We start from the raw sequence: 12,355 nt of genomic DNA, 5'->3' as shown, positions 1-12,355 counted from the left end.
CGACGTTATTCTAACAAACCGCCTTGGTACGGATCCGTATGCCGGGTGGTGTGAGAGGACAGATAGGGAAATAATCCCTATCTTCCTACTCGATTGCTCAATATTTTATTACCAGCGTTTCAATCACCTAGAGAATTTTTCGAGTATGGGTATTTTCTTGGTTGGAAAGAGTTCGCTGGGGAGCAATATTGTGCTCAGGAAATTTAATTATATAATATGTACTTTCATTATTATGGCTAACTCGTATTGCCACTTCTTTCTTATCGCTGAGGATGTGAAGACCAGATTTTATTGAAAACTGTATATGTGAGCCGTCCTGCAGCACTACGCTGTCTCCATGCGATAACGACTTTTGTTGTTTGTCATTTAATGCTATGTTATTTACCATCTGGATGTTGGGTAGAGCAGAGCTGCTGTAAGAGGCAAATTCTCTAGTCTGGGAATCGTATTCTATATATATACTGTCTTGATGAATGTGTAAAGCATTATTCTGCGGTTTATGTATTAAAGATTTCTTCTCCTGCATTAATAAGTTTGCCTCTTGATCAGAAAGTAGGGGATGAAATTGAGGAGTGTTATATATGGGATGAATTTTTAATGTTCCCTGAATAAAGGATATTTTAGCCGGGAGATTTATCATATCATTACCACGTTTAATGGTGAGCATGAGTAGATCGGTTTTTCTTCCCTGCACAAGAGATTGAATGTTTTCGGAGGAGATCCTTACTTCACCATCCTTATATAAGCCAATTTGTGCTAAATCTACCATAGGTAAAGTATTGATGTCAATTTTTTCTTTCATCATGTATTGTATTATCTTTTTATAGAAATTATTTTGGCTTGATGATCCGCGGGTAGATCATTTACTTCCGCCTTGCTTTTACCAAGGTGAAAGATATTGTCCCCATATTTTGCATTGATTAATGACTCAAACAATTTATCATTTTTGGAGACTATAAAACTATTACCTGAATTCAGGTCTTCCACTTTAAGTCTTCCCTTTTTCAATAATCCACAAATTTTATAAGATGAATGATTATAGTTAATAATTTCTCCCATACCCAGATGTTTGTCAGGAAGTCTTGGATTTAAATGCCCGGCGTGCTGTTGATGCTGTTGCTGATTATGATTTTGGGATCTTTTTATGTCAAATGATAATACATAGTTAAAAATCTTTTCAGCCTCTAAAGCTGCTAGTTGTATTTCATATGGCGTGTCTTTTAATATTTTTATCCAGCTTTCCACATAGGCTATATGTTGAGAAGGGTCATGACCGATATTTAGTTCATGCCCTAAAAGCATAGAAGCAATTTCCGCGCGCAATTCTTCTCGGGCATAGCCCATGGATCCATACCGGTATAATATATTCCTGTCCAGCCGAGTTTCATGTGCTGTCCAATGCCCAAGTTCATGTAATAGAGTGGCGTAATATTTATCTGCAGCAGGGAATTGATTACGCAGGGGCATAACAATTTTGTCGCTTGTAATGTTGTAATATGCGCGATCCTCGTGTGTATGACTTATTACCGCCTTGGATGCCTCCACGAGCTTTTCCGCACGATCAATGACAGCCCATTTGTTTTCTGGGTTGTGAACATGAACGATAGGTGCTATACTACTTATCTGCTCAGCATTAAATACCCAAGCATTGGCAATCATAGGTCTATATAGCATGTTGAGTTCCTGGACAGGTTTGCCAGACTCATTAAATACAATTTGTCCATGATCATCCTTTAGGGCATTATATTCGTGTGTCTTTATGTATTGGATCAATGAGGCTTTTTCTCCTTTTTTAATTTTCCAGCCTTGCGCTTCTGCTTGTTTAAAGGTGACCCATCTAGGATCTGATCGCTCGGCGGATAAAAGCGATAGAATATTTATGCCTCTATATCTTTTACCGCTTATGGCATTATAAGGAAGTTCAAATGAGGGACCATGGCTTTGCCAAGGTATCTGCCAGGGTGCAGTTCCTTGTTCCAATTGCTTAATAATATTTGCTGCTACAAGCTCATATACTGAATTTTTCTTGTTATTCATCCTGGGGCCCTCCCTGGTATTCCTCGAGTGGTAAAATATCCGAATTAGCTATTCCATATATTTCAGCTTCAAAGGGGTTTAATTCTATCTCATCTTGCGTAGTTAACATAGCAAGTTTTTCGATAAGTGAGTTTAAGTGTATATCCATTATCTATTGATTTAATTTTTGTAAGTATTTAAATAATAGCAGAGGATCTATCCTCCTGCCAAGAAGTCTAACTTCTAGATGTAAGTGATCGCCGGTTGAGAGTCCGGTGGAACCGGTAATCCCAAGGATGTCGCCGGCATGCACAAACGATTTTGGTTTTACCCTTATGGCTGAAAGATGGCCATATAGTATAGTCAGATCCCCATGAATTGTAGCAACAAAATATCCTAATGATTTACTATATCCCATAGATACAATTTGGCCTTTGAGAATACTTCTAACCGTATCACTTCTTGCAGCCAGATCAATCCCCGCATGGAATTTATATACGCCCAGGATGGGGTGCATGCGCATTCCATAACTTGAGGTTATATGCATGCGGGTCAAAGGCTGGCTATAGGAAAGGCTTTGAGCTGCTGTAGGAGTAAATAGGAAAAGAATGCATAAGAGCATAATGAGCCTTTGCCATGGACTACGTGCAGGCAAAGTTGTTGTAATTGGAATCATAGGTGTGGTATTAGAATGAGGGAGGTCAGGCCGGGGAACTTAAAATTTTAGAAACCATTTGTTTTACCTGATCGGTTATGCGCGTAAAATTGTCTGCTAGAATTTGCTCTTTTTTATCTCCAAAGTCATAATATTGGGGCATCTCCAGGTAGCTGCTTTCCTCTTTAGCAAGCTCCTTTGGATCCAGGTCTACTCTGCAGTGTATTGCTGTTGTCTGAAAGTGACCGGTGAACTTGTCTATTCTATCGCGCGCGGTAAGGCCTACAATTTCACCCGTAGAAAGGGACGCAATTTTCCCTGAAGGAATTAAGAAATCTAATTTTTCATTAAAGGATATGGTGGTCTTGTTTCTGTCAATACTAATACTTTCACCCTTTTGTTTTACCTTGCCCAGAATTCTCTCAAGCCACTCTAAGGTTTCCTTATTGCGTACTGCTCCGGATAATATATTACCCATAATGGATATTATAGTGTCCGCTGTTTCTTTACCATATTGCTGGCGCAACATGGGTAGCTCCTGGACGCCGAGGACTACGGCGGATAAGTTGGAGCGTGCTTGGGCCAGAAGAATATCTATTTTATGGATGTACACACTGGGCGCTTCGTCTACTATAAGGCCCACAGGAAGATTCCCCTTAGTATTTATTAACTTGGTCACTCTGTTTAATATGGTGGACAAGCATGCAGAATTTATACTTTGTGTGCTTGGATCATTGGCCAGCACGAGTATGCCGGGCGATTTGGGAGATGATATATTTAGACTAAAATCATCTCCCGAGAAGACCCAGAATGTCTCTTTGGTTGCCATGCGAGAGATAAATATTTTAAGCGTCCCCACTTGCCCTTCCAGCTGGTCAAATGCTTTTGCCTTATAGGCAGTCATAAAGGGCGACATCAGTGATGCTAATTCCTGATTTCGGAATAGCACGGAAAATATCTCATCATAGGATAAATTCAGAAACGAAAGTATATGAGGAAGGGTTGAAAATTTTCCCTTATCATATTTACTAAAGAAATAGATACAGGCAGCCAGAAAATTTATTGCTGATTGCGTAAAAAATTGATCACTGCCGGTGGATTTATCTCCTTTTTTTAACGCTTCTACAAGGGCTTCGGCTGTTTCCGAGGCGTCCGCCAGGGTATTTATATATTCGCTTTTAAAAGGATTCACGCGCCTACTCATGCATGGATCATTGAGGTTGATGACATGAAACTTATAGTTTGAGCATTTACCTTTTGCCTTTAAGGCTATGTGATGATAATAGGCTATTTTACCCAGATCGGGGTATTTAAGATCGTATAGACATAACGTAAAGGACTGATTGATCATCTGCCGGATGATGGGCATAATAATACCAAAACTTTTGCCGCTACCTGGCACCCCACAAAGCAGGAGGCCTCTAAAAAGATTTTCCAGCGTAATATATCCCCGATGAACCTTCCTTTTGTAATAAAAAAGCATGGGTATATTCACCGCATAGGGCTTATCGACACGTTTTTGCGGTTGTAAGAACGATTCTTGCTCTATGTTCCACCTGTCTTTTCCCCAGTTAGAGAGGATGATTTTGGAAATATTGTCTAATGCAACATGAACGAGTATAGTACCGCATAGCGTGCAAGAAATGTACAGTCCTTCAAATATATTATACTGCCCCAATAGGATAACTTCCTTTTTATGGTACGCATACACAGAGAAAAAAATCAGGTGTAGGCCCGAGAGAATTGGGATTAGGATATGCCTTTTTGCATTAAGATCAATATTCTTTCTCGAGAGTGTGCCTAGGGACACTAAGCTAATTAGACAAAGAGTTGTTATTTTACTGTTAATAAGCGTAGAATAAAATGGCAATTTAAAGAGCTTCTGGTTTATCGGCTGCAGTGCTGCCGATAAAGGGTTGTTAACCTGTAAATGAAGTACGAAGTAAAATAAGTAAAGTTCTATACATACAAAGAAATAGATACTAAGCTGTAACAACCTAAATAACTGCTTGTGTTCTTTTGTTTCCTCCATAGGCTAATAATTAAAATGGATAGAATAGATTTGGTTTTAACTGGCGTTAAATGTCAGGCTAAAACTAAAGGCTTTCGGCACTGAGAATATCTTTGTAGCTCACTTTTAAGTCTATCATTCTTCCGGATATTTGCTTTTCTGATAGCGTGAGCCTTAAGGTTTTGTTGCCTGGGAAAACAGCTTTTTTGATTACGTAAATATTCCTTTGCTTATTTTTTATCTGCTTGATCTCATGCAGGCTCCATAAAGGCATTAGCTCCGTGCTTTGAAAATTATTTGCTTTTATTATTTTCTTGTCCTCAATGAAAAGTCTAAATTCATCTACATTATAAACCAGGTTAGTACTATTGGAAAAGCTGATATCCAGAAATATGTAGTCGCTAAAGGTTCCAATTTTATTCAGTTGCATAGCGATTCCATGTTCTTTAGATTTTTGGATTGCTTTATGCTTTCTTTTTTTTAGCATATTAAGTCCTATTTCACGCATACTGCTCACCGATAGGTGTTCACCCCAATTATCTATGGATCTAGTATTGTCGGGGGAGAGTTCGATAAGTGAAGGGATATTGGGTGCTGCTTGCTTACTGTGAACTAGTCGATATTGGCTAATGAAATCCTCAGCGACAATGGTGAGTGTCCCCAGCTCTTTAGGGTATGTAGGGGAAGTTTCTGTTGAGTCCAATAGAAGCTTGATGCGCAGTAAGTTCTCCACAGGGAGGTCCCCCTTTATGCGTTGAGAAGAGATATCTACATATTTAATAGGCTGTGGAGAAAGAAAATGTACAGTATTTTCATTCAATAGGGTAACTGTAGGAAGATCATTTAGGTTACTGGCCGTTAAATGCTGCGCCTGAAGAGTAAGGGCAATAAGGCTTAATAGAGATAGGCTTAGTAAAGAATAAAATGTTTTCATAATAAAATTATTGTTGTTTTAAATTATGTGTTAACGTCTTAGGGTCAAGAAGGTAAATAAGTGAATTGTATTTAATGTGCGCTCTGTTTCTTCTTATGTGTTTAGAAAGAGCGCTGCTTGAAGACTGAAACATGCGCTGCAGAGTGCTCATAAAAAGCTGGGAATTATTTTCCATTACCGTATTTACATTGATTCCTTGGCTGGTGCTACCCGCTAGGTCTCTAGAAAATTCTCTAAAGGCAGAGTTAGGAACATATAGCCCAACTTGGCCATCCTGATCATATATTTTCAGCTCTATGGGAATAATGCTGCCCTTATGCATAATGGAGCTTATTGTTAGCTCTACGCGTTGGGCGGAAAAGCCCGAAATTTTAGCATATAGAAAAGTTCCTTTTTCGATGCGGTACCCCGCAATAAGCAGGTCCTCGAGAATACGTATGCGGAGCCTGGAATCTGCATAGACGGTCCTGTTTTCATCAATGATTGCTTTTATAAGAAAATCATATTCCGAGGGCTTTAAAGTATTAAAGGCGGGGTTTTCTTGGGAATATTTTTTTACTCTAAAGGCATGAATGCTATCTCTTATTAAGGGCTGTTGTTTTTTTCTTTCAAGGTTTGCTATTTGCTGCTGGTATGCCGGATCACTGGCTTTGGCAAAGCTGTCGGCAAGCATCATTTGTTTTCTAAATAATTCCATAGGGTCTTCATGGTTGTTTAAGGAGGACTGTTGGGGGGAGGTATCTCTATTTTCAAGTTGAGATAGCCTACTGATGGTTTTATTTAAGTCGGTGGTTTGCTGTTGGGTTTGTCTATCTTCTTGAGGATTTTGGTTGAACTGCTTAAAAGAGTTAAATTGCTGTTTTTTAAGTTCCTTCTCTAAAGAGTCGAGTTGTTGCTTTTCCTTTTCATTATAAAAGTTTTCAAAATTATATTCCTGGTTTCGCTCTTCTTGTATTCTACCAATAGCGGTATATCCATTTCCCTGTCGGTATTGGTTTTTATAAGCTTGAAGCTTATCGGCTAATGCTTGATTCTTTACCTCCTGGGATACATCCACAATCTTCTCTTGCAGGCTCTCTGCTTGTTGGTGCTCTGCAGGAGAATCTTTCACCAGGTCTTTATATATGTAAAAGAATATAAAAAGAAAGGGCAGTACAATTAGTGGGATAATGTATTTGGGATGCTTGAAGTTAATATTCATGGTCCGATGATTTAAATTTCCTATTATTTTAACATCATGTTTTCTAAGACATGAATCTTTTGTAGAGTTTGCTCTATAAGCAGGCTATCGGTTTGATTTAGACTATCCTTTTGAAGTGCAACATCCACAATCTCTTGCAGAACAAGAATCTCTTTTATGGCCGATACGCTGGAAAAAAGCCCTGCTATGCTATGGGTTAAAGGCCGAGTTATTGGCATAGCGCTGGACTCTTTTTTAGAGTGTGGATTTTGATAAATGAAAAAGCATCCTACGGAGAAAAGGATGCTTATTATCATCAGGGCAAATACTGATTTAGGATGTTTTTGGAGTATAACATTTATTGGTAAAATATTTTTTACCCAAGTGAATGTTCTCTTGCATACTCTATGATGAAAGAATTTAAATATTGGTTTTTTGAACATGGCTTAAATCTTTGTTTTCTAGTGTTTTCCATCGTGTTATTAACACACCATGGCCATTGTTTTCTGTGCGAATGTTAAGGTCATGTAAAAACCCTTCGGTGATAATGGAACGAATTACTGTAGTACTCCTTCGATCTATGGTTTGTTTACCATAGTAGCGAAAATACTTTTGCTGTGCATCCACGTGTATGGAGTCTGTTTGAACCGTAAGTACCGCGCTAGATGATAAAATGGAATTGAAGAACCCTTTTTCTCTCAGGTTATTATATTGCAGGGCTCCGGATTCATCAATTAAGTACATAGCCTTCTGCATCTGGTATTCAATATATTTCTCGTCGGGAGCAAGCGTAAAAAATAGCGAATGGAATAGGTTGACATGCGATTTGTATTCCAATGCTCGGTTTACGGTTATATCGGTTTGATTGGCTTGGTAAGGGGTATTATTGTGATCCAGTATATATACAGACTGACGAGATAATGAAATCTGTTTAAAGGCATAATAACTCACCAGGGCTGAGATAAGGATCGAGGTGATAAAACTAAATAAGCTAATGAATGAGGCTAGCTTAATTTTTGACTCTATGTTTTTGATAATCATGTGGAAATGTTTAAACTTTAGCAATTATTCGAAGTCCGGTGCGCATTAAATTCGAGGACCCTCGCGCAAGGGTGCTCACGGCCGAGGTGACGCCGCTGGTGGAAATAATCCAAGTGCTTATACTCGGTACGGTGAGTATACATAAGGCGCTTATTATAAAGCTTATGATGACAATCCCAAAGCTTAAAAGCCCGTTGCTGGCAAACCAACCGAGTTTTTCCAGCGTATCGCCTGAAGATTCCAAAAGTTGTGTATATCTTGTTATTTCTGCTTCTAAGGCATACTGCTGAAATAGACTCGAGAGATGCATGACTAGGTAGGCTATCCCCGAATACAGGTTTACACTAATAAATCGTGCTATCCATGCCCCAAAGGAATCCCGAAAGGCGGGCAGAATGCTTATCGATACGGAGAATGGGCCTAAAATGATCAGGATGGTGGAATAAATAATCTGTATCATAAATATGATGTAGGTTGCTATGCGCAATATCCATAATGCTACCAACTCCAGGGCATTGGATAATAAAAGCTGCAAGCTAATCTCCATTCTATTTCTTAGCTGTGTTACTGAATTCCATACATTGGTGAACCCTTCTTTGACCTTCGAGGTTACCGACTCCCAAGCGTTACTATACCAGGTGTCTGCTTCTTTCACGGCGACATCGGTTTCTGCTTGCAGTGTAGTTAGCTGGTCTGCTACACGTATCATAAGCTCTGCCCGCTGCAGGCGCAGCGCATTAACTTGACCCTGGCCGGTGTTAAAAAGGTCTGCTGTTTTTGCAGCTATGATATCTGTTGGATGGGATATGGCCTGCGTAAAAGTTCCCCACCATATAATAATCATTACCAAACCAAAAGGACGCAGCAGGGGCATTACCTCGAGTTGCTTATCCCCTGAAATCATTTCGTAGGATTTTATAGCAAAGAAAATAAGCATAAAGACTGCTGCTAAGGCTTGTGCATCGTTGATGAATACATCGTAATGTGACCAAACGGTGTTTTTCAGTCCTTTAAGAAAGTGCATCACACCATCTTCATACACCCCTTCTCCCTGTAGGAAGCTGAATGTATTCTTAAAAGATTCGGGAATATCCGAAGAGACGAAATGTTCTAGCTCCCCGGTATAATTTAGAAATATGTTTTTCATATAATGGGCTATTGTGAAGAAACTTGCCGATTATGTTAATCTGCACTGAGGCATTTCTTCGGTAAAAAATGGTTGGGAAAGCTAATTAAGGTTTTTGGGTTCCTTTAGTTATTAGCAGATATTTTCTGGAATATTCGATTTTTGAATCTAAGGTGCTTATAAGCTTTCTAAACTCACCTAAAATACGGTGGTAAGACAAGATTCTACTTCCTCTTTCCATGTCCGTCTGCCAAATGAGTTGGAGCCTTTCTTTCAGCGCAGTATGTTCTTCAATAAACCAGTCGTATACCCCTTTTTCTTTAAGATGGTTGAGCAGGGTTACAGTAGTGTTTTTAAATGGATCATACTCGCCCTGGGATTCCGTTAATGGTGCCAGCTGCTGTTTATAGTAAAGTATCCACAAAGGGTCAGCCGAGTTTCCCAGAGCTGATATATGAGAGAGTTCGCCAAGGGATATATTTCTTAGTGTATCCATATGCAGCTTATTCTTTTCTACGGCGGCTTTCATAGCGAGGGCAAAACCTATTCTTAATGTTTGTGGCCCATCAGCAGAAAGGGGCCTTCTGTCGAGTTTGGGGTAATTGGGATGTAATCCCCAGGTTAGCCAGTACTGGTAATTTAGGCCAAGGAACCCTTTTGTGGGCGTGAATTTATCGCGATCCCATTGTTTGTATACCATGCGCTCTTGCTGGTGCTGAATGTGCTTGTCATTAATGGATCTAATAGACTGGGCATGAGTAGGGCTAATGGCTAAAATCACGTATAGTATTAGCGTTTTGAGGAGCTTAAATGCCATAATTTAAAATATTATAAAAGTTCTACTTAAGTAGTCTGGAGAGACGAATTATCTCCTGGGCCTTTTGCCGGTCGGTATTAATGAATTGGGCGTATGGGTTTAAAGATCTGTAAAACCCATTTACCCGAGTCCAATACATCGATCTATTGATGGAAAAAATTAGAGCTCGGATGACCTGAAGTTCCAGGGTTACCTTTCGGAGTAAAAAATCTCTTTTTGCATGATCCATTAGAATGTTATTGCCTTCCTTTAGTACAAAGTCGGATATTTCTAGCGCTACTTTGATGCTTCTATCTTTCAATGCGCGGGCAATGTCTTCGGCAAATAGTAAAAGCCAAGGCTCTTGTTTTGCCTGCAAGAAGACTTGGTTGCTAAGGTCAAAAATTTCATCTGTAACGCTATAAATATATAATACCGCTCGGGAGGATTTTAATGCAGCATCCACCTGAGTTAGGGATTTATGAATAACGCCCTGCAGCAGCAGCATGCTGGAGAGATTAATAGAAATGTCGTCCACGGATTTTTTGGTATGGGCAAGTTGAGAGAGGTGGTACTGCTCTGAAGAGTAGCGTACGGCGGCATTTTGATTAATTATTTTTAAATGACCAGCATCATATATAAAAGTTATAGGACTTTGCGCGGCAAGGGAAATGGGAAACAAGAGTAGCAGTAAAAAGGCTTTATTTTTCATTTTTTCATTTCCTTTATTTGATTTAATATGCGCTGTGCTATTTCCTTATCCTGTTGAAAGAAGTTTTCAGGTGTGGCATTTAATTTTTTACGCATAGCACTATAGTAAATGCTTTTGGTTAATCCTTTTGATATACTTAAAATTTCCCTTAACTCTTTTATGGCGTGGTCGAATAATATCCTTCTGTCACTCTGACTCATGTAATTTAAATCCGATGCGCTAAGCATTAAGCCAAGTATATAGCTTGCTAAAAACTTCGCTTTATCAAGGATTTCATGTTGGGTGGGTATGACTAGGGGAAGGAGTATAGGATCTGCTGCTATTAATTCTATTAAATGCTGCTGCTCCTGGATGATCTGTTGGACTATACTGGCTGACTCTAATGAGGAATTCAGGGTTTGCAGGGCGGTGGAAATTACCATGAAACGCGCGGAGAGATCCTTATATCTATTTTTATATCTAGAGGATTGTTCTGTATTAATTTCCTGGTATGTCGAGTTTATGGCTTGTTTATTTCGGGCAATAACTTGTAGCTCGTACTCGTCCTTGCTATGGCCAACTAGTTGATGTAAAAGCTCCACGTTAAGCTGTGCATTTGCGTATTGTGATATACCAATAAACAACAGCGCTATGAGGATTTTTTTCATTTTCTTATCAATTTAGAATTTCTGATAATGTCATTTGCAATATTTCTATCAATATTGATAAACCCGCTATAGGGATTAAGCGCATTTAATATCCCTCTCTGCTGAGCCCAGAACATACTTCTTTGCATACCGAAGGTTATTCCACGAAGGATGCTTAACTCCGTGCGGATAAGATTGAGGAGTTTTGCCCTTTCTCCTGAATCCAATAAATTGTCTTTGCCGCCTTTTAGTACAAAGGAGCTAACCTCGGTTGCCAGTCTATTGGCTCGGGTTTTAAAATCTCTTACCCCCTGCTCGGCAAATAATAAGAGTATGGGACTGGCTCTAGCCATTTGCAGTGCTTTGTCTAAATTCTCCAGAATGTCTAAGGAAACATCAGCGATATCTTTTACGGTTAGTAGGGCGTACATTGCCGCGGAGACCTCTGTCAGACCTTTATATATGTTATCTTGTAGATCGTTGATTAGGGTCAATTGTCCTGTAATGGCTAGTTGCCCTCGCTGAATAAGTGTAAGGTTTTCATTGACATCTTTCATCTGGCTGTTTATGATACCGGCATGGGTGGCCGTTGCGGTAGCTACTGCTGGATCAAAATATATCTGACCGCGCGACAGGGGTATATTCAGTATGCCTAAAAATATAATTAAAAGGTATTTCATAACTAGTTAATTAAATGTATAAGGGGCATTGGTTTTGTTGATGTGCTCTACAAACTCATTTAACGCAAGCCTGCTGCTCTGTAGGTGGGTGACGAATTTGGAGAGTGCCTGGGGGTAAGATCCAAAGGCTTTAGCATAAATTTCTACAGCAGACTTTTCGGGCTTCTCGGTAGTAAAAGCCAGGTGGTGAATGAGGCTTACCTCCACACCGTAAACTTCCCCCGAGCTACCACGACGCATATAAAATTCATTGAACCTTGATCTGCCCTTTTTATTGTCCAGCTTGTTTATAGTAAATATTTTACGCTGTTCCACTTGACTAATGTTTAGTAATTCAGCAACTTTTTTAAAGTCTGCTTCATTCTGCTGCAATAGGATTACGGTATCCGAATTATTGATGATGCTATCTTTAATAATAGGATTTCCGATGATATCGTTTATTTCTTGGGTAACCTCAATGATTTCACCATAGAACTTCCTTACTGTTTTATTTAAATAAAGCAAGAAATTAGCCATTATCGGTGAGGAGATTGCTCTCCAGGCCTCCTCCAAGATAAGTGTCTTACGTCTGTTTTTCC

At 39.4% G+C, this 12,355-nt stretch carries 15 protein-coding genes; all 15 read right to left on the bottom strand.

What is annotated here, in order from left to right:
* Nucleotides 1-127: 127 nt before the first annotated feature.
* Complete coding sequence (locus EDC17_RS15670) at nucleotides 128-805, bottom strand: DUF4099 domain-containing protein (protein WP_132779059.1); 678 nt, start codon at nucleotides 803-805, stop codon at nucleotides 128-130.
* Between the two features lie 8 nt (nucleotides 806-813).
* On the bottom strand, nucleotides 814-2,037 hold the full coding sequence (locus EDC17_RS15665; protein WP_132779057.1) for an ArdC family protein: 1,224 nt from the start codon (nucleotides 2,035-2,037) through the stop codon (nucleotides 814-816).
* On the bottom strand, nucleotides 2,030-2,185 hold the full coding sequence (locus EDC17_RS16920) for a hypothetical protein (RefSeq protein WP_165894445.1): 156 nt from the start codon (nucleotides 2,183-2,185) through the stop codon (nucleotides 2,030-2,032). Before EDC17_RS16920 ends, EDC17_RS15665 begins: the two co-directional genes overlap by 8 nt.
* A gap of 3 nt (nucleotides 2,186-2,188) precedes the next feature.
* The gene (locus EDC17_RS15660) at nucleotides 2,189-2,692 is read right to left on the bottom strand and encodes a M23 family metallopeptidase (RefSeq protein ID WP_132779055.1); all 504 of its coding nucleotides are present in this window, start codon (nucleotides 2,690-2,692) and stop codon (nucleotides 2,189-2,191) included.
* Nucleotides 2,693-2,717: 25 nt separating this feature from the next.
* Nucleotides 2,718-4,703: a type IV secretion system DNA-binding domain-containing protein gene (locus tag EDC17_RS15655; protein ID WP_132779053.1), complete on the bottom strand. Its 1,986-nt coding sequence runs from the start codon at nucleotides 4,701-4,703 to the stop codon at nucleotides 2,718-2,720.
* Between the two features lie 64 nt (nucleotides 4,704-4,767).
* A complete protein-coding gene (locus tag EDC17_RS15650; RefSeq protein WP_132779051.1) occupies nucleotides 4,768-5,616 on the bottom strand; it encodes a DUF4138 domain-containing protein in 849 nt (282 codons plus the stop codon).
* Between the two features lie 7 nt (nucleotides 5,617-5,623).
* Entirely contained in the window at nucleotides 5,624-6,817 is a 1,194-nt protein-coding gene (gene traM, locus EDC17_RS15645; protein WP_132779049.1) for a conjugative transposon protein TraM, read from the bottom strand.
* A 23-nt stretch (nucleotides 6,818-6,840) separates the two neighbouring features.
* Entirely contained in the window at nucleotides 6,841-7,239 is a 399-nt protein-coding gene (locus tag EDC17_RS15640; RefSeq protein ID WP_132779047.1) for a hypothetical protein, read from the bottom strand.
* Entirely contained in the window at nucleotides 7,217-7,837 is a 621-nt protein-coding gene (traK, locus tag EDC17_RS15635) for a conjugative transposon protein TraK (protein WP_132779045.1), read from the bottom strand. The genes EDC17_RS15640 and traK overlap by 23 nt, the downstream gene beginning before the upstream one ends.
* 10 nt (nucleotides 7,838-7,847) lie before the next feature.
* Complete coding sequence (locus tag EDC17_RS15630; RefSeq protein WP_243646181.1) at nucleotides 7,848-8,984, bottom strand: plasmid transfer protein; 1,137 nt, start codon at nucleotides 8,982-8,984, stop codon at nucleotides 7,848-7,850.
* 85 nt (nucleotides 8,985-9,069) lie between these two features.
* Entirely contained in the window at nucleotides 9,070-9,780 is a 711-nt protein-coding gene (locus EDC17_RS15625) for a hypothetical protein (RefSeq protein WP_132779043.1), read from the bottom strand.
* 22 nt (nucleotides 9,781-9,802) lie between these two features.
* Nucleotides 9,803-10,471 (bottom strand): hypothetical protein, encoded by a 669-nt coding sequence (locus EDC17_RS15620; protein WP_132779041.1) that lies wholly within the window; start codon nucleotides 10,469-10,471, stop codon nucleotides 9,803-9,805.
* On the bottom strand, nucleotides 10,468-11,118 hold the full coding sequence (locus tag EDC17_RS15615) for a hypothetical protein (RefSeq protein ID WP_132779039.1): 651 nt from the start codon (nucleotides 11,116-11,118) through the stop codon (nucleotides 10,468-10,470). Before EDC17_RS15615 ends, EDC17_RS15620 begins: the two co-directional genes overlap by 4 nt.
* The gene (locus EDC17_RS15610; RefSeq protein WP_132779037.1) at nucleotides 11,115-11,777 is read right to left on the bottom strand and encodes a hypothetical protein; all 663 of its coding nucleotides are present in this window, start codon (nucleotides 11,775-11,777) and stop codon (nucleotides 11,115-11,117) included. The genes EDC17_RS15615 and EDC17_RS15610 overlap by 4 nt, the downstream gene beginning before the upstream one ends.
* 6 nt (nucleotides 11,778-11,783) lie before the next feature.
* A partial coding sequence (locus EDC17_RS15605) for a TraG/VirB4 family ATPase (protein ID WP_449441396.1) occupies nucleotides 11,784-12,355 on the bottom strand: 572 nt, incomplete at its 5' end.

Origin of the sequence: Sphingobacterium alimentarium, assembly GCF_004342685.1 — a bacterium.
Classification (GTDB): domain Bacteria; phylum Bacteroidota; class Bacteroidia; order Sphingobacteriales; family Sphingobacteriaceae; genus Sphingobacterium; species Sphingobacterium alimentarium.
The sequence above is the reverse complement of the archived record's forward strand: the minus strand, read 5'-3'. Positions and strand labels throughout refer to the sequence as shown.

Coding starts and splice junctions, on each gene's coding strand:
- EDC17_RS16920 (WP_165894445.1), bottom strand. CDS start 2,185: ATGGATATACACTTAAACTCACTTATCGAAAAACTTGCTATGTTAACT.
- EDC17_RS15630 (WP_243646181.1), bottom strand. CDS start 8,984: ATGAAAAACATATTTCTAAATTATACCGGGGAGCTAGAACATTTCGTC.
- EDC17_RS15655 (WP_132779053.1), bottom strand. CDS start 4,703: ATGGAGGAAACAAAAGAACACAAGCAGTTATTTAGGTTGTTACAGCTT.
- EDC17_RS15640 (WP_132779047.1), bottom strand. CDS start 7,239: ATGTTCAAAAAACCAATATTTAAATTCTTTCATCATAGAGTATGCAAG.
- EDC17_RS15620 (WP_132779041.1), bottom strand. CDS start 10,471: ATGAAAAATAAAGCCTTTTTACTGCTACTCTTGTTTCCCATTTCCCTT.
- traM (WP_132779049.1), bottom strand. CDS start 6,817: ATGAATATTAACTTCAAGCATCCCAAATACATTATCCCACTAATTGTA.
- EDC17_RS15615 (WP_132779039.1), bottom strand. CDS start 11,118: ATGAAAAAAATCCTCATAGCGCTGTTGTTTATTGGTATATCACAATAC.
- EDC17_RS15650 (WP_132779051.1), bottom strand. CDS start 5,616: ATGAAAACATTTTATTCTTTACTAAGCCTATCTCTATTAAGCCTTATT.
- EDC17_RS15610 (WP_132779037.1), bottom strand. CDS start 11,777: ATGAAATACCTTTTAATTATATTTTTAGGCATACTGAATATACCCCTG.
- EDC17_RS15660 (WP_132779055.1), bottom strand. CDS start 2,692: ATGATTCCAATTACAACAACTTTGCCTGCACGTAGTCCATGGCAAAGG.
- EDC17_RS15670 (WP_132779059.1), bottom strand. CDS start 805: ATGATGAAAGAAAAAATTGACATCAATACTTTACCTATGGTAGATTTA.
- EDC17_RS15665 (WP_132779057.1), bottom strand. CDS start 2,037: ATGAATAACAAGAAAAATTCAGTATATGAGCTTGTAGCAGCAAATATT.
- traK (WP_132779045.1), bottom strand. CDS start 7,837: ATGATTATCAAAAACATAGAGTCAAAAATTAAGCTAGCCTCATTCATT.
- EDC17_RS15625 (WP_132779043.1), bottom strand. CDS start 9,780: ATGGCATTTAAGCTCCTCAAAACGCTAATACTATACGTGATTTTAGCC.